Origin of the sequence: Rummeliibacillus pycnus (assembly GCF_050459865.1) — a bacterium.
GTDB classification, from domain to species: domain Bacteria; phylum Bacillota; class Bacilli; order Bacillales_A; family Planococcaceae; genus Rummeliibacillus; species Rummeliibacillus pycnus_B.
Genome location: NZ_JBCMNM010000024.1, coordinates 1 through 23243 on the forward strand (window position 1 = coordinate 1; position 23243 = coordinate 23243).

At 35.6% G+C, this 23243-nt stretch carries 18 protein-coding genes and 1 riboswitch; of the genes, 11 read left to right on the forward strand and 7 right to left on the reverse strand.

Going from position 1 to position 23243, the window contains the following annotated elements; genetic code table 11:
• Window positions 1–311: 311 nt before the first annotated feature.
• From ABE048_RS06540 to ABE048_RS06565, 6 genes are all read left to right on the forward strand, one after another.
• Entirely contained in the window at window positions 312–1031 is a 720-nt protein-coding gene (locus tag ABE048_RS06540) for a response regulator transcription factor (RefSeq protein WP_430310045.1), read from the forward strand.
• Window positions 1021–2376 (forward strand): HAMP domain-containing sensor histidine kinase, encoded by a 1356-nt coding sequence (locus tag ABE048_RS06545; RefSeq protein ID WP_430310047.1) that lies wholly within the window; start codon window positions 1021–1023, stop codon window positions 2374–2376. Before ABE048_RS06540 ends, ABE048_RS06545 begins: the two co-directional genes overlap by 11 nt.
• Window positions 2363–3052, forward strand: coding sequence for a PepSY domain-containing protein (locus tag ABE048_RS06550; RefSeq protein ID WP_430310049.1), 690 nt, complete (start codon window positions 2363–2365; stop codon window positions 3050–3052). Before ABE048_RS06545 ends, ABE048_RS06550 begins: the two co-directional genes overlap by 14 nt.
• Window positions 3053–3133: 81 nt before the next feature.
• Entirely contained in the window at window positions 3134–4453 is a 1320-nt protein-coding gene (locus ABE048_RS06555) for a PepSY domain-containing protein (protein ID WP_430310051.1), read from the forward strand.
• 199 nt (window positions 4454–4652) lie between these two features.
• Window positions 4653–4833: riboswitch (cobalamin riboswitch) on the forward strand.
• Window positions 4834–5021: 188 nt separating this feature from the next.
• Window positions 5022–7244 carry a ribonucleoside-diphosphate reductase subunit alpha gene (locus ABE048_RS06560; RefSeq protein ID WP_430310053.1) on the forward strand — a complete coding sequence of 741 codons (2223 nt, stop codon included), beginning with the start codon at window positions 5022–5024 and terminating at the stop codon, window positions 7242–7244.
• Between the two features lie 16 nt (window positions 7245–7260).
• Window positions 7261–8301: a ribonucleotide-diphosphate reductase subunit beta gene (locus ABE048_RS06565; RefSeq protein WP_430310055.1), complete on the forward strand. Its 1041-nt coding sequence runs from the start codon at window positions 7261–7263 to the stop codon at window positions 8299–8301.
• A gap of 74 nt (window positions 8302–8375) precedes the next feature.
• Here the strand turns inward: ABE048_RS06565 and ABE048_RS06570 are convergent, their stop codons facing one another.
• The 5 genes from ABE048_RS06570 to ABE048_RS06590 form a co-directional block, all read right to left on the reverse strand.
• Window positions 8376–9566 (reverse strand): MFS transporter, encoded by a 1191-nt coding sequence (locus tag ABE048_RS06570; protein ID WP_430310057.1) that lies wholly within the window; start codon window positions 9564–9566, stop codon window positions 8376–8378.
• A gap of 963 nt (window positions 9567–10529) precedes the next feature.
• Complete coding sequence (locus ABE048_RS06575) at window positions 10530–12221, reverse strand: b(o/a)3-type cytochrome-c oxidase subunit 1 (protein ID WP_430310059.1); 1692 nt, start codon at window positions 12219–12221, stop codon at window positions 10530–10532.
• Complete coding sequence (locus ABE048_RS06580; RefSeq protein ID WP_430310061.1) at window positions 12218–12700, reverse strand: cytochrome c oxidase subunit II; 483 nt, start codon at window positions 12698–12700, stop codon at window positions 12218–12220. Before ABE048_RS06580 ends, ABE048_RS06575 begins: the two co-directional genes overlap by 4 nt.
• Window positions 12701–12723: 23 nt before the next feature.
• Complete coding sequence (locus ABE048_RS06585; RefSeq protein ID WP_430310063.1) at window positions 12724–12846, reverse strand: cytochrome c oxidase subunit 2A; 123 nt, start codon at window positions 12844–12846, stop codon at window positions 12724–12726.
• 335 nt (window positions 12847–13181) lie between these two features.
• Window positions 13182–13976, reverse strand: coding sequence for a TIGR00266 family protein (locus ABE048_RS06590; protein ID WP_430310064.1), 795 nt, complete (start codon window positions 13974–13976; stop codon window positions 13182–13184).
• A gap of 194 nt (window positions 13977–14170) precedes the next feature.
• On the opposite strand from ABE048_RS06590, the gene ABE048_RS06595 reads away from it, so the two are divergent.
• On the forward strand, window positions 14171–15655 hold the full coding sequence (locus ABE048_RS06595; protein WP_430310066.1) for an aldehyde dehydrogenase family protein: 1485 nt from the start codon (window positions 14171–14173) through the stop codon (window positions 15653–15655).
• A 23-nt stretch (window positions 15656–15678) separates the two neighbouring features.
• Window positions 15679–16851, forward strand: a complete 1173-nt coding sequence (locus ABE048_RS06600) for a saccharopine dehydrogenase C-terminal domain-containing protein (RefSeq protein WP_430310068.1) — start codon at window positions 15679–15681, stop codon at window positions 16849–16851.
• A gap of 160 nt (window positions 16852–17011) precedes the next feature.
• Here ABE048_RS06600 and ABE048_RS06605 read toward each other — a convergent pair whose 3' ends face one another.
• A complete protein-coding gene (locus tag ABE048_RS06605; protein WP_430310069.1) occupies window positions 17012–18418 on the reverse strand; it encodes a polysaccharide deacetylase family protein in 1407 nt (468 codons plus the stop codon).
• Between the two features lie 148 nt (window positions 18419–18566).
• On the opposite strand from ABE048_RS06605, the gene ABE048_RS06610 reads away from it, so the two are divergent.
• The gene (locus tag ABE048_RS06610; RefSeq protein ID WP_430310070.1) at window positions 18567–19316 is read left to right on the forward strand and encodes a threonine/serine exporter family protein; all 750 of its coding nucleotides are present in this window, start codon (window positions 18567–18569) and stop codon (window positions 19314–19316) included.
• 10 nt (window positions 19317–19326) lie between these two features.
• Complete coding sequence (locus tag ABE048_RS06615; RefSeq protein WP_430310071.1) at window positions 19327–19791, forward strand: threonine/serine exporter family protein; 465 nt, start codon at window positions 19327–19329, stop codon at window positions 19789–19791.
• A 219-nt stretch (window positions 19792–20010) separates the two neighbouring features.
• Here the strand turns inward: ABE048_RS06615 and ABE048_RS06620 are convergent, their stop codons facing one another.
• Window positions 20011–22050 carry a sensor domain-containing protein gene (locus ABE048_RS06620; RefSeq protein WP_430310073.1) on the reverse strand — a complete coding sequence of 680 codons (2040 nt, stop codon included), beginning with the start codon at window positions 22048–22050 and terminating at the stop codon, window positions 20011–20013.
• A 219-nt stretch (window positions 22051–22269) separates the two neighbouring features.
• On the opposite strand from ABE048_RS06620, the gene ABE048_RS06625 reads away from it, so the two are divergent.
• Entirely contained in the window at window positions 22270–23160 is an 891-nt protein-coding gene (locus tag ABE048_RS06625; RefSeq protein ID WP_430310105.1) for a DMT family transporter, read from the forward strand.
• The last annotated feature ends 83 nt before the right edge of the window (window positions 23161–23243 follow it).

Consider the following 23243-nt stretch of genomic DNA (forward strand, 5'->3'; position numbering starts at 1 on the left):
GTGACGAGGAGATTGAAGCCAAGCCCGTGGAAAGCGCCGTCTGTAGCGGAACATCCAAATCTGAATAGTAAAAAATTAATGCGTTGAAATATTCGTATTTAAAAACCGAAATTAGATTTATGAAATTGATTCATTTAGATATTCCAAGATTGGTACCATATACGAATGAGTATCATAAAAAAGGTTCCAAATAATTCTTCTCATCAAATTTTCATAAAATCATGATACGATAAAGAAATACAAAGATTAGTAGGGGTATCATTATCATTACTCGCTATTAATAGAATCAGAAATCGGCAGGTGCGTGTGACATGTCAGAACGTATATTAATTATCGAAGATGAAGAAAAAATTGCCCGTGTTTTACAATTGGAATTAGAATTTGAAGGTTATGAAACGGGGATTGCATATACAGGTTCAGATGGACTTGTTTTATATCGCGAACAACAGTGGGATTTGGTCTTATTAGATATCATGCTCCCCGTTATGAGTGGGATTGAAGTGTTAAAAAGAATACGAGCTACAGAATTTTCAACGCCTGTACTAATGCTAACTGCAAAGGATGAACTAGAGGATAAAGTATCGGGACTAGACCTCGGAGCAAATGATTATATTACAAAACCTTTTGAAATCGAGGAATTACTTGCCCGTATTCGCGTAGCATTAAGATTTCAAAAGAAAAATCAAGAAGCGGTTACAAACGGCAAAGAAAAAGATCCATTTCTACATAAACATGCTGGACTTTCTATGCATGAAAAAACACGAGAAGTAATGAAAGATGGAGTTTCAATTGATCTAACACCACGTGAATTTGAGCTGTTGTTATATTTACTGAAGCATCCTAAACAAGTGCTAACACGCGAACAAATTTTAGATAGAGTGTGGGGATATGATTATTACGGAGATACCAATGTTGTTGATGTTTATATTCGATATGTCCGCCAGAAAATAGATAAAGGGAGCAATAACCCGCTGATCCAAACAGTGCGAGGGGTAGGCTATGTATTAAAGGAACAAACACATGAAACTTAAAACGAAAATTCACATTTTCTCAACAATACTTATGCTCCTTATTTTAATAGTAACGACAATTGGCATCTATTTTTTATATGAAAAGATGGCCTACGATACTGAGTACAAACGATTATTAGATGAATCGCAAGAGCTTGTAACATCGATTAGCCAAACGAGCACTATTAATGATCCTGCCACTATATTACGAGCGTATATTCCATCTAATGGTGCTATTCGAATTGTCGATCATAATGGCAAATCGATAGTAGCTGTACAGTCGATGGAAGGTATTGAAAACTATAAACCAAAGATACACGAGCACTATCAAGTAGAAACATATAAAGGCATAACGATTTTATCTTTTCAAATCCCCGTTATTTGGGCGGATGGCTCAGTTGTATATGTGCAAATGATGCAGTCCATGAAAAGTGTTGCTAGTACCTTATCATTATTAAAGCTTGTATTAAGTGGAATGACCGTACTTGCTGCTATTCTTGTCTTGTTGTCTAGTATGACACTAGCTGAAATCGTTCTTAGACCGATTCAACGTCTCACTGCTACGATGAAACGGAGCAGTAAATCTGGAACATTTGAAAAAATTGATGTTAGTCAGCAGGGGAAGGATGAACTAGGTGAAATGAGTCAAACCTTTAATGATATGATGTCACAACTAGAACAAAACTACCGCAAACAAGAGCAGTTTGTATCGAATGCTTCACATGAGCTAAAAACACCGTTAACAATCATTGAAAGCTATGCTAGATTACTAAAACGTCGGGGCTTTGAAAATAAGGAAGTGGCAGAAGAATCTGTAGAAGCTATTTTGAGTGAATCCATTCGAATGTCTGAAATGATCCAACAGATGCTAGAGCTAGCGAAAAATAAAGAACGAACACCAATCCAAAAAAATAGAGTGGATGTTCATCATTTATTGGACCAAACATTAAATCAAATGCACCAAGCGTATAATAGAGGTTTCTACTTACATGGAGAAGGTCCTGTATTCCTTACTACAGATGAACAAAAGATTAAGCAATTGTTCTTTATTTTTTTAGAAAATGCTCGTCGTTATAGTGATGATGATGTTCATGTGTATATATCTGAAAATCCACTGGTTATAAAAATTCAAGATAGTGGTGAAGGAATTGCAGAAGAACACATTCCGCACCTTTTTGAGCGTTTTTATAGAGTGAGTCAAGATCGTAATAGAAAAACAGGAGGAACTGGACTTGGTCTTGCAATCGCTACAGAAATTGCAACACAATTGAATATCGGTTTATCTGTAGAAAGTACAGTTGGAATCGGCACAACGATGTTATTGACATTTAATGAGTTAGAGGAGGAACAGCATGGAGAAATTTAAAAATCGGACTCTTCTAATGTTTATGATATTAATTTCCATCGCTGTTCTCATTGTGTTTTTAATGTGGAATCATATGTCAAATGCAAATTATAAATCGACTGCGGAAGTGTATAAAAATATCGAGACAATGTATGGAGGAGAGATTACAACCTTCAAGAATAATGGCAATCGGTATGAGATGGAGCTTTCAAAAAATGGTGCAGTTTATCATATTGAAGTAGAAGCGAAAGACGGCAAAATTTCGCAAATGAAAAGAACAGATTTGGCAGGAATAAAGAAAGAAGATCTACTTTCAAAGAAAGCATTACACACAATCATCAAGGAAAATTATCAGGGTAAAATTTCACGTGTACTTTTAAATATCGGACAAGATACACCAATATATCAAGTGGAAGTTATGGAGCAAAATAAGAAGTTGAATATCCTTGTTGACGCAATTACTGGGGATATCCTATCTGAAACTCAGGTTGATGCAAAAGCAGATCATACCGTAATAAGTAAAAAAGAAGCTGAACAAATCGCTAAGAAAAAATTGAATGGTACTATTCGAAATACGACTTATTTTGAAACAAGTAATGGTGGTTACTATTTGGTGGAAATTGTAACGAAGGGGCAAGCAGAAACCTTCCAAATTCACGCCGTATCAGGAAAAATAATGTCTATTACTAATCATTAAACTTCTCATTAAATTCTAACCTTATTCTTTTTGAATTATCATTTTCATCATGTACATTATTCCTAAAAGGGAGGCGAAACGATGAAAAAGACTTTAATTGCAGTAGCCATTACAGGGTGTATAGCAGTTTCAGGAGTTGTGGCAGTTGCTGCACAGAATAATGGAAAAGGCAATATTTTATCTTCGAAGGAAATCTCCAAAAAAGCTTTGAGTTATGTAAAAGGGCAGGTATATAAAGTTGAACTGGATCATGAAAAAAGTGGTCCTATATATGAAGTAGATGTGAAAAATAAACAAGCAAACTATGAATTGAAGCTAGATGCTAAAACGGGTGAACTACTAGAAAAATCAACGAGATATTCTTCAAATGATCCAATAAGTAATAAAATGATTGGTATCACAAAAGCAAAGAAAATAGCGTTAAAATTGGTAAATGGTAAAATTCAAAAAGCTAAATTAGATTTAGATGATAACGTTTATGAAATTGAAATTATCAAAGGTAAATACAAATATGAAATTGATATTAATGCCTATACAGGTAAAATCGTTAAAAAAGATAAAGAAAAAAGCTCACTATCTAAGAATGGTAAAGTAATCAGTTTAAGGGAAGCAAAACAGATTGCACTAAACTATTTAAATGGTGTTGTTCGAAATGCAAAATACAATCGCGAAAACGGTACATATGTTATACAGATTGCCAAAAACTCAAGAACTTACAGAGTTGATATTGATGCCTACACAGGAGAAATCGTAAAAAAAGAAAACAATGTTGTGACGAGTACTGTTTCAAGTAATGTAATTGGTATTGAAAAAGCGAAACAAATAGCCTTAAATGCAATAGGCGGAACCGTAACAGAAGCCACCTTAGATAGCGCAGGTGTTTATATTGTAAAAGTACAAAATGGTGAGTTTGAATATCAAGTTGAAATCAATTCAACAACAGGCACTATTATAAAACAAAAACAGGTATCTTCATCACAAGACCTTGCTAACACTGGAACAAATACTATAGGTATTGAAAAAGCAAAACAAATTGCGCTATCAAAAGTATCAGGAACTATAACATCAGCAAGTTATGATCAAGATGATGGCGTATATGAAATTTCAATTGTGGCTAATGGAACTGAATATGATTTCGATATTAATGCACAAACAGGAGACATTATCAAACAAGATCAAAAATCAGAAGAAGATACATCATCTAATAATGATTCTACAATCATTACTTCACAACAAGCATCTCAAATTGCCCTAACAAAGGCAAAAGGAACCGTTACGAAAATTGAGTTAAACGGCAATGTATATGATGTAGAAGTAAAAGATGGAACATTCAAGTACGAAATCAAAATTGATGCAACAACAGGGGATGTGCTAAATGTTGATAAGGATTATGAAAATTAATTGATAACACGGTAGCTTTTTCATGTTGGTTCGATGTATTTCAAAGATTAATTATTAAAGAAGTAAAAAATATAACAAATAATTTCTCTGATATCAAAATAAATGATAACTTTGTAGCGTTTTTCCTTATTTTTGCATATGTGCTTGTCTAAGGTGAACACAATATGTTAGATTATATATATTAACAAACACAATATATAGTATGTGAGCGAAAATTGGTACCAGCAATGGTGTAATAGGGAATTCGGTTCGATGCCGAAGCTGTCCCCGCAACTGTAGGTGTAGACATTTGTCAAATAGCCACTGAGCAATGTGCTTGGGAAGGATGACAAAATGGATGAAACACAAGCCAGTAGACCTGCCAAATTCTCGTTTTGCGACACTTTCTTCGGGGGTTGAGAGGTGGGAGTATTTAATTCACAGCACGTATTCTTCTTGATATGAAGTTTTTTGCTGTGGTTTTATTTGTTTCCATTTCAATTAGAGCAATCATTAGCCGAAGAAGGCGGATGATTGCTTTTTTTATTTTAAAGTTGATTTATATATTGTTTAAAAAGGAGACGACAATATGGTGACAATGATAGATGATAAAGAAATGGTATTGCAGCGATTAGAAGCTGAGTTTGGGAAAGAAGAAATGGGTCCACTTAGACGTAAACATGAACGCTTTGTTCAAAAACATCCAGATGCAACAGAAGCAGAGTGGTCAAAATCTCTATCATTAGATGCATTAAGTTTTCTAGATGAAGAGGAACCTTACTGGACTTTCGCTGCAGCTCGTCTATTACAAATGGAAATCTATCAAGAAGCCGCAGCTTCACGACAAGTTACTGTAGAAGATGTTTATAAAGTATTTCCAGAACAAGTACTTAAATTAGTAGGAAAAGGTCTTTATCATCCTGTTTTAGTGGAAGCTTATTCAAAAGATGAATTGCAACAATTGGCATTAACACTTGATTCAAAACGAGATGAGCTTTTTACATATATCGGTCTAAAAACACTAATAGATCGTTATGTAACGCGCGACTTTGATAAAACACCTATCGAATTACCACAGGAACGTTGGATGGTTATTGCGATGACACTAATGCAAAGTGAAAAGGAAGATCGTATTGAAAAAGTAAAAGAAGCTTATTGGGCAATGAGTAATTTGTATATGACCACAGCGACACCTACATTGTCAAATGCCGGTAAGACGCATGGTCAACTTTCAAGCTGCTTTATCGATACAGTAGATGATAGTTTGCAAGGAATTTACGATTCAAACACAGATGTTGCAACACTTTCTAAATTTGGTGGTGGTATCGGTGTTTATATGGGAAAAGTTCGTAGTCGTGGTTCGTCTATTCGTGGATTTAAAGGTGCATCTAGTGGCGTCATACCATGGATAAAGCAATTAAATAACACTGCCGTATCAGTAGATCAGCTTGGACAACGTCAAGGGGCGATTGCGGTCTACTTGGATGTATGGCATAAAGATATCTTTTCATTCCTTGATTTAAAACTAAACAATGGTGATGAACGGATGCGTGCACATGATATCTTCACAGGTGTATGTCTACCAGATATTTTCATGGAGGCAGTAGAGAAACGTGAAGATTGGTGTTTGTTTGATCCACATGAAGTACGGTCAATTATGGGATTTGGCTTAGAAGATTTTTACGATGAAAAACGTGGTGAAGGATTATTCCGTGAAAATTATTTGGCTTGTGTAAAAAATACATTATTATCACGAGAGGTAGTCCCAGCGATTGATATTATGAAGCGAATTATGCGTAGCCAACTAGAAACGGGCGTACCATTCATGTTCTATCGTGATGAAGTAAATCGTAAAAATCCAAACAAACATAAAGGCATGATTTACTCTTCGAATTTGTGTACAGAAATCGCACAAAATATGTCAGCAACAGAATTTGAATCTGTTGAACTTGAAAATGATCTAATTGTTACTCGCCGTAAACCTGGAGATTTTGTGGTATGTAATTTATCATCCATTAATTTAGGTAGAGCTGTTCCAGCAGATGTATTAGAACGTTTAATTCCAATTCAAGTGCGTATGCTCGATAATGTTATCGATTTGAATAATATCCCTGTAAAACAAGCAACTCGGACAAATGCACGCTATCGAGGAATTGGTCTTGGTACATTTGGATGGCATCACCTACTTGCAGTTTCGAGCATTGCTTGGGAGTCAGAAGCAGCTATTGAATTTGCAGATGAATTATATGAAAAAATCGCTTATTTAACGATTCAATCTTCTATGAAATTAGCAGAAGAAAAAGGCGCATATCCATTATTTGAAGGCTCCGATTGGCAAACAGGAAGCTATTTTGAAAGTCGAGGCTATCATGATGACAAATGGACAACACTACAACAAGAAGTTGCTGAAAAAGGAATGCGTAATGGCTATGTAATGGCTGTAGCCCCTAACTCTACAACCTCTATCATTGCAGGAAGTACTGCAAGTATCGATCCAATTTTCCAAAAGAGTTACTCTGAAGAGAAAAAGGATTATAAGATTCCAGTAACAGTACCGAATTTAAATGAAAAAACAACATGGTATTACAAATCAGCTTATTTTATCGATCAAAACTGGACAATTAAACAAAATGCTGCACGTGCACGCCATATTGACCAAGGCATTTCGTTGAATCTATATGTTCAAAATACGATTAAGGCAAAAGATTTGCTAGCACTTCATCTCAATGCTTGGAATAGCGGTATTAAAACAACATACTATGTCCGTTCTACATCCGTTGAATTACTAGAATGTGAATCATGTGCAAGCTAATAGGGGGAGATCAATAATGGTTGAAGTAAAAAAACGTGAACTGATGGATAAAGAAGCACCAAACCGTTCGACTAAAATCGTCAATGGTCGATCTTCAAATATACTAAACTGGGATGATGTTCAGTTCAGTTGGGCATACCCAAAATATAAAAAAATGTTAGGTAACTTCTGGACTCCTTTTGAGATTAATATGAGCAATGATATAAAACAATTTTCGCAATTAACAGCTGATGAAAAGCAAGCATTTAAGAAAATTATTGGTTTACTAGCATTGCTTGATAGTGTCCAAACAGATTATGCAGGGAGAATTGCTGATTATTTAACAGATTCTAGTCTCAATGCTTTGATGATTATTTTGGCGCAGCAAGAAGTCATCCATAATCATTCTTATTCTTATATATTGTCTAGTCTTGTTTCAAAAGATGAACAAGATGAAGTATTTGATTTTTGGCGTACAGAAACCGTACTTGAAAAACGCAATGATTTTGTCGTTAAAGGGTATAAACAATTTGCAGAAGAACCAACTGTTGAACATATGCTAGATTCGATTGTTTATGATGTCATTTTAGAAGGCTTATTCTTCTACTCAGGATTTTCTTTCTTCTATCACTTAGCACGCAATCAAAAAATGGTTGCGACAAGCACGATGATCAACTATATCAACCGCGATGAGCAGTTGCATGTGGATTTATTCGTAAAAATTTATAAAGAATTACTAGAAGAATATCCAGAATACGATACACCAGAACGTGCAGAAAAAGTAGAAAAGATATTCCGAGAAGCAGCTGAACTTGAAATTGAATGGGGCCGTGATGTAATCGGCGAAAAAATCGATGGTTTAGATATTGAAGATGTGGAAGATTATATTTACTTTTACGCCAATGTTCGCTGTACACAACTAGGTTACGAACGACCATTTGAAGGTTACCGCAAAAATCCAATGAAATGGATTAAAGCCTATGAAGATGTCGATATGGGCAAAACAGACTTCTTTGAACAACGCTCACGTCAATATGTTAAAGTGAATGTTCAAGATAATGGATTTGATGAATTGTAATTTTTAATTAATAAAGAAAATGCCGTGTTTGTCGTATATTTTTGACCAACTCGGCATTTTTTATCATATTATTATTAATCCTTTCCTCTTAACATATGAAATAAGAAAAATAAAATAGGTAAAATAAGTATCGTGGAATAAGCGAGACCATTTGCTAATGTCGTATACAATGCTAATGTTCCAATAATAGGGCCGCCTGCAATTTGTCCTATTGCATCTAATTGTCCAAACATGGATAAAGCAGTAGCACGACCTTTGGACTCTAATCTTTCATTTATCATAATACTCATTAAAGGATAGTGAATTTTACGTAATGTGCTAGCTAGCAAATAAGTTATGACAGCAAATAAAAAATTGGAGCTAAACGCAAAAATTAGTATCATGATAATTAAAAAACTATTCGTAACGAATAGAACAAAAGGATAATTTTTCTTAAATCTTCGTTCAACAAAATGCAAAACAACGATATTCAACAAAAAGGTAGTGGCATAAAAGGAGCCAAACCAATAGATAGATTTTTCTTCAGATATATGAAAGTCCTCTATAAAGTGAGCTCCCCATAATCGGTCAAAACCTTCACTTGCTAATCCTGAAAATATTGTAATCATGGCTATACTTACTAGCATTGTATTGCCATGAATTTGTTTAGTACCTGCACGAATTGTTCTTACCAAATGACGAATTGCTGAAACATCTTTCATACGTGTTACTTTTAAGAATTTTGTTTCGGGCATGAAAAATAGGATAGCGAAAGCAAGTAATATGAGCATAGCTCCTGCAGTAATAATCGAAACTTTTACTGAAAAAAGTACAGCTATACAAACGCTAAGGATAATCCCAAGAAATTGTCCAAACGATTCAAATTGGGCACCTTTTAAAAATATAAAATCTAGATTTTTGCCTTCTAACTCATCAGCAATCCAAGCCTCTTCCGCTCCGCTAATAAATGTCCAACCTACTCCCCAAAGCCCTGAAGCAATAGCAATTGACCAAAATGATGGAAAAATACCTTCAAGTACATGTGCAAATCCTACGATTAAGGTACCGATGAACAATGATCGCTTCCGACCAAAATGATCAGCTACTAATCCTGTAGGCATTTCAAATAAAAAAATCGTTGTTTCCATTATGGTTCCAATTAGGACAAGTTGAAGAGGGTTAAGGTTTGCATTAACAACATAATAAATAGCGTTAATAGTGAAAACCATTTGTATAAGTAGAGAACGAAGACTGGCAATTGTAAAATAGATATTTTGTGTTTTCAATTGTTTTCCTCCGAATAGTAGAATATCGGAGGTCAAACTCTCAATATTAAGACAGTATGCCCTCCGTGTTCACGTTGAAAGTTTGTAATAAGCTTTTCATATTCGTCCACTCCTTAATTAAAAGTAAGTTTAGTATATCATGTTAAAAATGGTGAATGTTGATATTTCTATATAAAATGGAATTTTATGTATAAAAGTAAATTTCATAAGATTTTTTCCAGTTAAAAAAGTACAAATATTTTCTAAATAAAAAATTCAATAATTCGGATAATATTTCATTTCTAGTATTTACTTAGTATGCCACTCCAGATGGCGCTTTCCGCGGGCGAGCGGTGAGCCTCCTCGGAAGCCCGTACCGTGCTTCACTGCGGGGTCTCACCTGTCTCGCTTTCCCGCAGGAGTCGCCATCTTCCGCTTCATAGACAATGCTCTAATAGATATGGCAACAATTGCCCATTTAATGTTCGAGTTTTTTATCAAATCTTTGAATTATGAAATTGATTCATATATGCAAAATATTAGGGGAAGCATTCGAAATATCTAACGAAACCGTTCCGGTACCCAACCCTATAAAAAATGAGGGCACTGAAAAAATAAAAATAGATGTGAATTTATAATGAAAATCTGGTATAGCTTTCTTCGTTGAAGTGGAATTAGCGGAGACTCCTGCGGGAAAACGGACTAGACGAGACCCCGCAGGAAGCGAAGCGTACGAGGAGGCTCGTCAGTTCGCCCACGGAAAGCGGAGCTAATTCCACTTCATTCAATAGCGGGTATATACTATAAATATTTGTATTACTACACTTTTCAGTGGCCTCAAAAAAATATATGCTAATCCTGGATTTAGAACATTTTCGATGGAAATTTAAAAAGATGGCACTCTTATTTAAGATACCATCTTTTTGGATATTTGTATGGTGGAATATAAACAATAGTACTGTAAGAGGAATGGGGATCTTTTAATTACCAAAGTTTAAATCCTTTTGAACCTAGCGGAGAATTTTGCACTATATCATATATTGGGAATGTATATGCGATTAAGATTAAAGCAACTAAAACGACGATCCAAACTTTAAAATTCTCCAAAATTGGTGGCGTCCTTTCAGCTTGAGGGGCAACTTCTGCAATAGGAAATTCTTGTTCACCTTTTGGTGCGAACCAGCAAAGCTTCACAAAGATATATAAGAAAATGATAATCCCGATAAATAGAAATGTTCCCCCAATTGCTTCAGCAACTTGATAAGAAGCCCAAGTTTTTGCAATTTCGGCTCCACCATAATCAGAAAAAGTAGAACGTCTAGGTGCACCTAACAAGCCTTCAAAATGCATAGCTCCAGACATAATAAGCATACCAATAGCCCAACAGATTGTTTGAATTATTCCTAAACTATTCAATTGCTTGGTAAATGTACGCCCCGTTACGTGTGGTATTAGCCAATAAGCTGCACCGAAGAAGGTTAAGATAACTGTCGTTGCAACGGTTAGATGGAAATGCCCTGTTACCCAAATTGTATTATGAACGACTTGATTCATTTGGTATGAAGCATTAATAATACCACCAGCTCCCCCAGGCACAAATGCAACCATCCCGATAAATGGAGCAAAAAAGCGAGCATCCCCCCAAGGCAGTTTCTTTAACCAGCCAAACAGTCCTTTTGCACCTAGCTCTCGTCCACGCATTTCAAATGTAGCAAACATCGAGAAGGCCGTAATCATAGATGGAATGACGACCATCATTGTTAATACTACTTGTAGGTATTTCCAAGACCCTGCAATACCTGGTTCAGTTAATTGGTGGTGTACACCAACAGGGATGGAGAAGAGAACGAACATGATAAATGCTAAGCGAGCTAATCCATCTGAAAAGATTTTTCCCCCAATAATTTTAGGGATGACGCAATACCATACCATATATGCAGGCAATAACCAGAAATAAACAAGGGCATGTCCGAAATACCAGAAGAATGTACGTGATAACAGTACATTTACGCGATCAACCAGCCCTAAAGACCAAGGTATTAGCTGGAATATTACTTCAATTGCTACTCCTAATGTTGCAACAAACCACAATAGACTATTACAGACAGCCATAAATGAGATTAGTGGGGTAGTCTGATTAGGATGTTCTTTCCTCCATAGCTCCCATCGCAAACAATGCCCCAAGCTATCTATCCACGAACCAGCAATGACAAGGGCTAAACCTAGATAGTAAATCCAATGTGCTTGTAATGGTGCGTAGAAAGTATACAGTACAGAAGCATCGTTCAATAAGACCATTGTAGCGGCCATTATTGTACCAATCGTCATTACCCAGAAACCGATCCAACTAAAGGTTCGTTGGTTGTCGGATAGCGCTCCAGAAGTACGACTTACAGCAGCTATTTGAAAGCCCATGATAAAGAAGGTTGTTAATATAAGACCCAGTAAAACACCATGAACTGTTAAAATTTGATAGTAACCTAAAGGTGCAGGTAATTCGAATAGGCCTGAACGAACAAGTACTTGTAAGAGACCGGCTGTGCCTCCTAAAAGTAGTGCGATAAAAGCGACATACATATGGGCCATTACTAATGTCGCGTCTTTTTCATCAACTTTAAGGACTCCTACTGATTTAGAAGTGAATTTTTCTGTTGTTTTTTGTTTAGGTTTGCTCATTTAGAATTCACCACCTTAAGCATCGAATGCATTTGAGCGTGACCGACGCCGCAGTATTCGTTACAAACAATTAAATAATCCCCAGCTTTATCAACAGTTGTTACATATTCAGAAATATATCCTGGCTCCACCATCATATTGACATTTGTGCCTGCAACCTCAAAACCATGTACTACATCTTTTGACGTAATGAAGAATTTTACTTTTGAACCAATAGGTACTTTGAGTTCAGGAGGATTATAATAGAATGCTGATGCAACTAACACTACTTCATAATCCCAATCTTTCCCCGATACTTTATGAACACCTGGATTGTTAAACGGAGCAATTTTATCAACTTGCTCGTAGTTGATGGTCTTTATAGCACTTGGTGGGTGACTTCCATAGTGGAATGCCATAATTCCAGTAATTAGAAGGAATATGACAAGAGAGGCTCCACCAAATGTAAGCCAATATTTTTCATATTTGTGCAAATGCATTTAGCTTCCTTCTTTCCGTTTGGTTAAAAACGATCAAGGTATAGATTTAGACATAAAGTCCAAGCAACTACGATAAAAATACCAACGAACATAACGAAAAAGAAAGTCCCTTTTAAATTTGCATCTGGTTGTTTTTTGTCGCCCATAAAAATCCTCCTTTTCCCTTTTTTTTAAATGATTTCTTCGTATTCAGACTACCTATTTAAGCATTGGTCCATCCTATAGAACTAGTTATGGGCAAAGTTAAACTGTATCAAACGAAAAAGTCGAAATATTATTGAGCTGTAAATTATTTGAAGTGTGGATACAATTTTATTATTCGTGGATTGGGGTGGCTTTTATGGATAGGCCATCAATTTCGTGGATAAGAAGAAACATTTCATTGTTTAAGAATTTTTGTCTGCTTGTGGGTAATTTTTTTCTTGGCAAAATAAAAACAGCCTCATTCGGCTGTTTTTTGTGTCTATTGTGGCTTTATCATTTAGTCGTCACTGAAAAGGTTAAATATGCCGCCAATCCCTTTTTCGTCTGCTGATGAGCCTCCAAGATTTCCTGGTGCTGCTGCGAATACTCTGCTTGCTAAGCGGCTGAATGGAAGAGATTGAATCCATACAGTACCTGGTCCACTAAGCGTCGCGAAGAATAAGCCCTCACCACCGAATAATGCTGTTTTAACGCCTCCAACGGCTTCAATGTTATAATCTACTGAACCTGTCATAGCAACTAGACAGCCTGTATCTACACGAAGTTTTTCCCCTGGTTGAAGGTCTTTACGAATAATGGTACCGCCAGCATGAACAAATGCCATACCATCGCCTTCTAATTTTTGCATGATGAAACCTTCACCACCAAAGAAACCAGTACCTAATTTTCTTTGGAATTCTACACCCACTGAAACTCCTTTTGCAGCTGCAAGAAAGGCATCTTTTTGACAGATAATTTTGCCGTTAAATACACTTAGATCCATAGGAATAATTTTCCCTGGATAAGGTGCTGCGAAGGAAACATGTTTTTTTCCCATGCCTTCATTTGTGAATGTTGTGATAAATAAGCTTTCGCCTGTAACTAAACGTTTACCAGCGCCCATTAGCTTACCCATAAAGCCGCCACCGCCGCTATTAGAGCCATCACCAAAAACCGTTTCCATACGGATACCATCTTCCATCATCATCAGTGAGCCAGCTTCAGCAATGACCGTTTCGTTTGGATCTAGCTCTACTTCTACAAATTGCATATCATCGCCATGTAACTTGTAATCAATCTCATGATTATTCATATAATATTCCTCCGAATCGTATAATCTGTTCTAACTAATTATAATTACGATTTGCCAATAAAAAAAGTTTCAACTTTGCAAACTTATGTTTATCAATCCAAAAATATCATTGGTAAAATAAAGGATATTTTTACTCTATGTAGAAATATTAGTAATTAGTAGAGCAATAAAACGCAAAAAAGAGGAGGGGGTACATGAGGTTCCAGCTACAGCATTATATTGGAGGACAGTTTCAATCATTAGAGAATGAGAAAAATGTAAGTGTTTTCAATCCAGCGAATGGGCAGGAGTTAGCAATGGTACCAATGGCGTCAAAAGATTTGGTGCATGAAGCTGTTGTAATTGCAAAAGAGGCACAAAAAGATTGGGCTTTAGTACCTGCACCTAAAAGGGCAGATTATTTATATGCGATCGGTTTGAAGATGAAGGAAAAGAAAGAACACCTTGCACAAGTGCTAACAAAAGAAATGGGAAAGGTTATAGAAGAAGCTCGGGGGGAAGTTCAGGAAGGTATTGATATGGCTTTTTATATGGCTGGTGAAGGTCGTAGGTTGTTTGGGGAGACAACACCTTCTGAGCTATCCAATAAATTTGCTATGAGTGTTCGTTCACCAATTGGAGTTGTTGGTCTCATTACACCATGGAACTTCCCGGTTGCCATCGCAACATGGAAGTCATTTCCTGCAATTGTGGCTGGGAATACAGTTGTTTGGAAACCTGCGACAGAAACGCCGATGATGGCTTATGAAATGGCGAAAATTTTTGATGAAGTTGGTTTGCCAAAAGGAGTAGCTAATGTAGTCTTTGGTTCAGGAAGCGATGTAGGTACAGCATTGATTGAGCACCCAGATGTTAAAGTAATTTCATTTACTGGGTCAACAGCAACTGGTAGAAAAGTAGCAGAACTTGGTGGGCATCATTTGAAGAAAGTATCTCTGGAAATGGGTGGCAAAAACGCTGTAATTATCATGGATGACGCGGATTTAGATCTTGCAGTAGAAGGTGTTCTATGGAGTGCATTTGGTACAGCAGGGCAACGTTGTACGGCATGTAGTCGTGTGATAGTGCATAAAGATATTAAAGAAGAATTGGAAAAGCGCCTATTAAACGCGATGGAACAACTAACAATAGGAGATGGACTTGATGAATCCGTAAAAATAGGTCCAGTCATTAATAAAACAGCATTGTACAAGATTAATAGTTATGTAGAAATTGGTCAACAAGAAGGAGCAAAATTGCTTACTGGAGGTAAAATTTTAAAAGATCCTCCATTTGATCAAGGTTATTTTTACGAGCCTACATTATTTACGGATGTAGCTCCAGATGCACGCATTGCTCAAGAGGAAATTTTTGGACCTGTTGTATCTCTCATTTCCATTTCAAGTCTAGAGGAAGCAATCGAAGTTAATAATAGTGTTCAATATGGCCTTTCCAGCTCTATTTTTACAAAGGATATCAATAAAGCATTCCAAGCACAACGCGATTTAGATACGGGGATTGTTTATGTAAACGCGGGGACAACTGGTGCTGAAATACACTTACCATTTGGCGGGACAAAAGGTACTGGTAATGGTCACAGGGACTCTGGAATTGCTGCATTGGATGTCTATACTGAATGGAAAAGTATTTACATTGATTACAGTGGTAAATTGCAACGCGCACAAATTGATACAGAATAATATCACATAAGGGGGAGTAAAGTATGAAAATTGCAGTTTTAGGTGCTGGTTTAATGGGGAAAGAAGTTGCTCGCGATTTAGTGAGAAACCATAATGTCGAAAAAGTTTACTTGGCAGATTTAAATGTAGTACAAGCACAGCAATTTGCAGATACACTTCGAACGGATAAAATTGAGGTATTACAATTAGATGCGACAAATGACCAGCAACTTAAAATGGTGATGTCAAAAGCGAATGTTGTGGTCAATGCATTATTCTATAAGTTTAATGAAAAAGTTGCACGTACAGCAATTGAAGTGGGCGTTCATTCAGTTGATTTAGGTGGACATATTGGTGGAGTAACAGATGAAATATTAAAGTTAAACAATGCAGCAAAAGCAAAAGGTATTACGCTTATACCAGATTTAGGAGTTGCTCCTGGTATGATTAACATACTAGCGGGTTTCGGTGCTTCCAAATTAAATCAGGTTAAATCGATTAAAATCTATGTAGGTGGTATTCCAGTAGTAAAAGAGCCACCTTTAGAATACAATGTTGTTTTTTCATTAGAGGGTGTTTTTGATCATTATACAGACCCTTCGCATGTTGTACGAAATGGAAAGTTATGTAAGGTACCATCTTTATCTGAAATTGAACCTTTTTACTTCAAAGGATTTAGTGGTTTAGAAGCTTTCCATACATCGGGTGGTCTATCAACACTAGCACAATCTTATCCAAATGTTCAAACACTAGAATATAAAACAGTCCGTTATACTGGACATGCGGAAAAATTTAAGCTACTTGTTGATTTAGGCTTAACAAGTAAAGAAACAGAAGTAACTATTAACGGTACCACGATTAAAGCACGTGACGTATTACGTGAAGTGTTGCAAAGTAAAATAGAGCTTGGCGATAAACAAGATGCAGTGTTACTACGTGTTGTAGTAAGTGGAGAAAAAAATGAAGAAGCAGTAACGTATGAATATGAAATGGTGGCCTATAGAGATCAAGAAAATAACGAAACAGCTATGGCATTAGCAACTGCAAACACCATTTCTGTTGTTGCACAATTAATCGGAGACGGTACTATTACGGATCGTGGTGTATACCCACCAGAAAAGATTGTGCCAGGTAAGGAATACATTCGAGAAATGCAGCATCGAGGCGTAATCATTAAAGAAACAAAGCATCGCTCTACAAGCATTGTCAAGGGGTAAGGAGTTTCGCAAATAATCGTGTTAAATTAGATAGCTGATAGTTAAACGAAATAGATATTGTGCATGTACTTTAAATAAAAATCAATAGAATCCATGATTATGGTCATGCAAAAAAGGCATCAAAATGTTCGAACTGAACATTTGATGCCCCTTTTTTAAATTATTTCCTTTTATTTGCGTTTAATTCTGAAACAGTTACAAATGTATAGCCTTGTTTTTTAAGATAAGTAATAACTGCATCAAGTCCGTCTGCGGTTGATATATGGATATCATGCATTAAAATAATAGCTCCTGGGTAAGTTTGCTTTTTAACAAACGTCATTATTTTTTTAGAGTTATGATATTTCCAATCAAGAGTATCAACGCTCCATAAAGTGACAGGTAATTTCGTTTGAGCACGTACTCTGTTATCAACAGCTCCATATGGAGGTCTAAAGAGAGTAGGATTATGCCCAGTTGCATTTTTTATAGCTGTATTTGTTCTTGTTAATTGGCTTTTAATTTGTGCATTTGTTAAGTTCATCAAATTAGGGTGTGAATACGTATGGTTTCCAATTTCATGACCTGCTTCTTGAACTTGTTTTGCTATCTTAGGGTTTGCCTTAACTTGGGAGCCAACCATAAAGAATGTGGCTTTAACATTGTGCTTTTTCAGGATTTTTAGAACTTTGGGTGTTACAGTTTTACTAGGACCGTCATCAAATGTTAATGCTACTAGTTTCTTCGGTTTGTTCGTTTTGTTCGTTTTTTTCTGAACTGTTTTTTCCGCTTCTACTTTAAAAGGTTTTGCAAGTATACTATTAATAGTAGATAAAGGAACATTAACTGACTTTATTTGTTTAATACCATTGGATAGTTTACTGCCATCGAAGTAAACAGTATATATTTTGTCTGTAAGAGAATAGTTATCAAAGTTTGCCCAAATAGGTTTTGTAGCTTCCTTAATGGGTGAAGAAGTCATTAATTTTTTAAAATCTGGATCGTTACTCATTTGTGCTTTCACTGCTTTGGACAATGGAGTAAGATTTTTTTGGGATTCAATAACATCTTGCAGTAAAATTTGCTTTTTGTTTTTCTGATCATACATAAAAGTTTTCACATTTTTTTGCTTAGAACCTATACCAGTGTATGTAGTTTGTGTTAAAACAAATGAGTAGTAGTTTTTTTTATGTACGACAGTTTTATAGGAAATGTTAAGACTGCCAATTAGAGTATCGTCTTTACGAAGTGATTTTTCCATATCTCTTAAATATTGATCGCGAATTTTATGTATAGTATCTGTTACTGATTGATTGAATACTTTACTAGCCGTTTTGGGATATTGGATAGTATAAGGTGCATTTTTATTGGTTGATTTTTCTGTAACAATATATATACCATCGTATTTTGATTTTTCTTTTATGACTTCTGAAGATGCTGCTAATGCGATATTTTCAGAGTCGTCAGAGGAAACATTTCCATCTTGTATTGTAACTAAACATATTGTTAAAGCGGTTATTGTTAGGATGACACCTATTAATAGAAGGTTAATCCAACGTGGTTTATTCTTTGGATGAATAGTAGTCACTTCCCAACTGCCTCCTTTATACTTGATGATTCTATTCTAACTTATTAGACATGGAAAAAGAGTAAAAAGTTTTGAAAAAGTTACATTTTTATTAAATTTATTTCAGAAAAGTTACATTTTTGAATCGATGCATGAGGTGAGAGGAAAGATGATTGAAATAACACAAGAAGAATTAGCTATTGATTGTTTTCTTCTCGCAGGGCGAATGCTTATTCAAAGCGGAGCAGAAACGTATCGTGCAGAGGATACAATGCTTAGAATGGCAAGTTCACAAGGGCTAACGGATGCCCAAAGTTTTGTTACGCCTACTGGTATTATATTTTCTGCAGGACATAAACGCCCTACAAGGATTGCACAAATTTCGAGTCGTACAACGGACTTAGAAAAAATTGCACTTATTAATTCGGTTTCTAGAAAGTTAACAGCAGGTGTGATTACAATTGAAGAAGCGTATGATGAGTTGCTGAAGATTGAACGTACGAACTTATTTTTTCCTATTTGGGTACAGGTTGTGGCTTCTGCTATAGCGAGTGGCTGTTTTTTAATCTTGTTTAAAGGAACATGGATTGACGTCCCATACGCTATGATTATTGGAGGTATAGGTTATCTAATCTTTTTAGCTATGCATTCTTTAACGAAAGTTAAATTTTTTGCTGAATTTACAGGCTCATTATTTGTAGGGTTACTTTCAGTTTTAGTCTATAAGGTAGGATGGGGATATGAGCTTGATAAAGTTATTATTGGTTCAGTTATGCCATTAGTGCCCGGATTACCAATCGCAAATGCAGTACGGGATTTAATGGCAGGACATTTTGTATCTGGTGTTGCAAAAGGGATGGAAGCACTTCTTACAGCTTTTGCAATTGGAGCTGGTATTGCTCTAGCATTGTCTTTTTAGGAGGAATTTTATGGATTGGCTTATTCAAGGCATTCTGAGTTTTATAGGGACTGCGGGATTTGGCGTTATATTTAATGCACCAAAAAGGTTATTATTCCATTGTGGCTTAGTTGGTATGACTGGGTGGCTAATCTATTATGCTTTTCAACAAAAGGGTATAGATGCAGTTTTTGCGACATTTGCAGGTGCCTTCATCATTTCGATTGTGGCACATTTACTTGCACGACAATTTAAAACACCGATGATTGTGTTTAGTGTTGCTGGAATTATTCCTTTAGTTCCAGGGGGGCTTGCTTATAATGCAATGCGTACTATTGTAGAAAATGATTACGTTAAAAGTATTCAATATGGGGCAAGAGTATTTATTATTGCCGGTGCGATTGTAATGGGATTGGTATTTGCTGAGGTATTTATGCAACTGATTTTTAATGCCATTCGTAAAAGAAAAGCAAGATTATCTAATATATCATCATAAACTTTTTTATATAAAAAATTAATGAGCTATACACTCCAACTTTATTTACAGAAAAAGCGATTGAATCCTATTAAAACTGGATTTAATCGCTTTTTGTTTTTTTATTGATGTTTTATGGATATTGTTGATACTTTAATCCTTAAAGCGAGCTTAATAAGCCCACAATAAGTATTCTGTCAATATCAACAAACATATTCAGCGCCTTTATGAATAAAGCACCTAGCTCCTACTTAGTGAAGGTTCACTTAATATTAGCTTTTCAATTTCTTTTGCTTCAATTGGGCGACTTATATAGTAGCCTTGAATAGCGTCACAGCCAAACTCTGTTAGGATATCTTGTTGTTCTTTTGTTTCAACACCTTCTGCAAGTACGAACATATTAATTGATTTCCCAAATTGGATCATACCTTGAATTAGTTTTTGACTTTTCGGTTGGTATTGAATTGTAGAGATAAACGTTTGATCAATTTTTATCTGAGATAATGGCAATAGTTGCATATAACGGAATGAAGCATATCCAGTTCCAAAATCATCTAGAACAAATACAATGCCATCATTTTGTAATTGTTTCATTTGTTGAATAATAGAAGTTTCAGCCTCTGCTTCTAATGCAAATTTCTCTGTAATTTCTATATTAAGCAACTTTGCTGGACATCCAGTGTCCTCTAGTATTCGACGAATTTGTTTAACCATATTTTTATCTCGGAACTCTCGAACAGAGGAGTTAATGCTTACATTTATATCTATCCCTTTTCTATGCCATTCAGCTGCTTGAAGGCATGCCTGTTCTAACATAAACGAACCAATATCATTGATTAATCCCGTTTCTTCAGCGATAGGAATTAATACATCTGGTGTAACTGTACCGATTTCTTCATCATCCCAACGGACTAAAGCTTCTACTGTAGTAATTTTTCCAGTTCTTAAATCCAACTGCGGTTGATATAAGACTTTTAAATCTTTCTTATCTAAAGCTACAAGAAGTCGTTTTTCGATAATTGACTTTGTATATAATGCTTTATGATCAGCTTTTGATAGGCTAGAGATACTGCCGCCGCCTTCAGATTGTACTTTTTGAATCGCAGCATAAGAAGCCTTCATCAAATGGGCAAAGGAGATCTGGTCATCAGGAAACTTTGAAATACCACCACTAATTGAAAGCGGTAAAGTAGTATTGTTTATATAAATTGGATGCTGTTCTAAATATGTAAGGAAGCCTTGAATAAACCATTCTCCAAGTGGCGTCAATACAACGAATTCATCAATGCTCACACGTGCCATAGAACTGTCTTGGAAGTACATTTTCATACGATGTGTAAATTCTTGAAGTAATACTTGTTCAGCTTGATCTCCATATAGTTCTTTTAAAGAATAGAATTTATCAATAGTAAAATAGACAAAAGAAAAATGATGATTTTCTGTAATCATTTGATTGACGATCTGTTCTAAACGATAACGATTCATTAGGCCTGTTTCTTGGTCAATATAGGCGATTTTTTCAAGCCGATTTTGTAATCTTTTTTTCTCGGTAATATCGTTTTCTAACAAGATAAAACTAGAAGGTTTTTTGGAAGTAGTGAAAACGGGAATCGCTGTTAAGTCTACCCAATAGGATTGACTATCTTTTGTGATTTTTTCAACTTCCCCTTTCCATTGCTTACCGTTTTGTAAGGATCCCCAAATCATATCCACGGTGGAGGGACTTTCAGAAGTTTGGGGGAACATTTGCCAAAATGTTTTACCGACTATTCTTTTTGGTGTCCAATTACTATGTTTTAAAAATAAAGTATTGGCGTATGTAATTAAACCCTCTTGATCAATTGCTAGCATCATAAACGATGATTCCAGACCATCTCGGATACTTGAAAACTCATTGAACGATAATAAGTCTTGTTTTTCTGCTGCATCTAAATTGAATTGAATGTAAACATAACGATTATTATCTATTGTAAATGCTTTCAAAGTGATAGATGCGTTAATGACTTCCCCTTTTTTTGTGTGGAAAGTGATTGGTTCAAGGTGCATAGGATCGGCAGAATGAAGAACTTTTTGCCATAGATCTTTATAGAAAAATGTTTTTTCCTCTTCAATAAATGGATAAAAAGCCCCTAGTATTTCTTCTGTGCAATAGCCAAATGTCTTCTCTGCTTCACGATTCCAAGCAACAACAATACCTTCCAAATCTAATATCATCATAGGACAAGGTATTTGGTTCAATATAGGATTAGCAGTTTGAAAAATAGTTTGAATGTCATTCATGAATTCTACGTCTCCTTGAAATTACTATACTTACTATTATAGTAAATAGAGAGTGATAAGTCATTAGTAATGGATACTGAAGTAAAAATTATTTTTTTAGGTCATAAGAATATAAAATTAATAATTTTATAAAAAAACTATTGGAAATAAAGTAATATGTATTCAAGAGAAGAGGGTGAAGACTTGAATCATACGACACACAGAATAAAAGGAATCGTAATGATTGTATCAGGTGCAATGCTTTGGGGAGCAACTGGTCCCATGATGGAATGGGTATTGTCTAATAGTGATTTGACAGTATCATTTATGTTAACAATCCGCTTAATTATTGCTGGTTTATTGTTGTTAGCATTTTTACTTGTAACAAAAAAAGATATCATGGCTATTTGGAAGCACTCTGTTTGGTGGAAGAAGCTTGTCATATTTGGTGTTATCGGGATGTTGGGTGTCCAATATACCTTTGTAGAAGCAATTGATGCCAGTAGTGCAGTTTTAGCAACTTTACTGCAGTTTTTAGCCCCAATCTTTGTTGTGCTGTTTGTTTCATTTTCAAAAAAGATGCCACCACCAAAGTACCAAGTTATAGGTATTTTAGGGACTTTAGTTGGTTTGTTTTTATTATTAACAAATGCTTCCTTCGACAATCTATTAGTTAGTAAAGAAGCATTAGCATGGGGTGTTGGTGTCGGATTAACATTTGCATTCTACACTTTATATCCTGTTACTCTTATGAAAGAGTGGGGGGTATTAATCGTTGTAGGATGGGGAATGCTCATCGGCGGCATCGTATTAGGCATATTTTCAGGCGTTTGGAGATCTGATTTATGGCATGCCCTTTTGGAACCAACAGTAGCATATATGTTGGTGGGAATTATCTTCTTTGGAACGATTGCATTTGTTTTATTTTTAAGTAGTATGAAATACATAACGCCAGTTGAAACAAGTATTTTATCCAGTATGGAGCCATTAACTGCAATGGCGATATCTGTTATTTGGCTGGGCAAAACGCTCGCATTATGGCAAGTTGTTGGCATTATCATGATGCTAATTTGTGTTACTTGGCTCTCTATTGAAGGAGATCGGCAACAAAAACAACAAATGCTAGAATAAAAAATTGAATACCAAGTATTTTTAAGATGTCTTTAAGTAGGTAAATAAGCCTATAAGACGTCTTTTTTTATGAGGCTTCTTTA

Bases quoted from the DNA above. Each gene is read 5' to 3' on its own strand.
- ABE048_RS06585 (WP_430310063.1), bottom strand. From the start codon at position 12,846: ATGGGCGACAAAAAACAACCAGATGCAAATTTAAAAGGGACTTTCTTT.
- ABE048_RS06580 (WP_430310061.1), bottom strand. From the start codon at position 12,700: ATGCATTTGCACAAATATGAAAAATATTGGCTTACATTTGGTGGAGCC.
- ABE048_RS06575 (WP_430310059.1), bottom strand. From the start codon at position 12,221: ATGAGCAAACCTAAACAAAAAACAACAGAAAAATTCACTTCTAAATCA.
- ABE048_RS06560 (WP_430310053.1), top strand. From the start codon at position 5,022: ATGGTGACAATGATAGATGATAAAGAAATGGTATTGCAGCGATTAGAA.
- ABE048_RS06600 (WP_430310068.1), top strand. From the start codon at position 15,679: ATGAAAATTGCAGTTTTAGGTGCTGGTTTAATGGGGAAAGAAGTTGCT.
- ABE048_RS06595 (WP_430310066.1), top strand. From the start codon at position 14,171: ATGAGGTTCCAGCTACAGCATTATATTGGAGGACAGTTTCAATCATTA.
- ABE048_RS06625 (WP_430310105.1), top strand. From the start codon at position 22,270: ATGATTGTATCAGGTGCAATGCTTTGGGGAGCAACTGGTCCCATGATG.
- ABE048_RS06555 (WP_430310051.1), top strand. From the start codon at position 3,134: ATGAAAAAGACTTTAATTGCAGTAGCCATTACAGGGTGTATAGCAGTT.
- ABE048_RS06615 (WP_430310071.1), top strand. From the start codon at position 19,327: ATGGATTGGCTTATTCAAGGCATTCTGAGTTTTATAGGGACTGCGGGA.
- ABE048_RS06545 (WP_430310047.1), top strand. From the start codon at position 1,021: ATGAAACTTAAAACGAAAATTCACATTTTCTCAACAATACTTATGCTC.
- ABE048_RS06565 (WP_430310055.1), top strand. From the start codon at position 7,261: ATGGTTGAAGTAAAAAAACGTGAACTGATGGATAAAGAAGCACCAAAC.
- ABE048_RS06610 (WP_430310070.1), top strand. From the start codon at position 18,567: ATGATTGAAATAACACAAGAAGAATTAGCTATTGATTGTTTTCTTCTC.
- ABE048_RS06540 (WP_430310045.1), top strand. From the start codon at position 312: ATGTCAGAACGTATATTAATTATCGAAGATGAAGAAAAAATTGCCCGT.
- ABE048_RS06550 (WP_430310049.1), top strand. From the start codon at position 2,363: ATGGAGAAATTTAAAAATCGGACTCTTCTAATGTTTATGATATTAATT.
- ABE048_RS06590 (WP_430310064.1), bottom strand. From the start codon at position 13,976: ATGAATAATCATGAGATTGATTACAAGTTACATGGCGATGATATGCAA.
- ABE048_RS06620 (WP_430310073.1), bottom strand. From the start codon at position 22,050: ATGAATGACATTCAAACTATTTTTCAAACTGCTAATCCTATATTGAAC.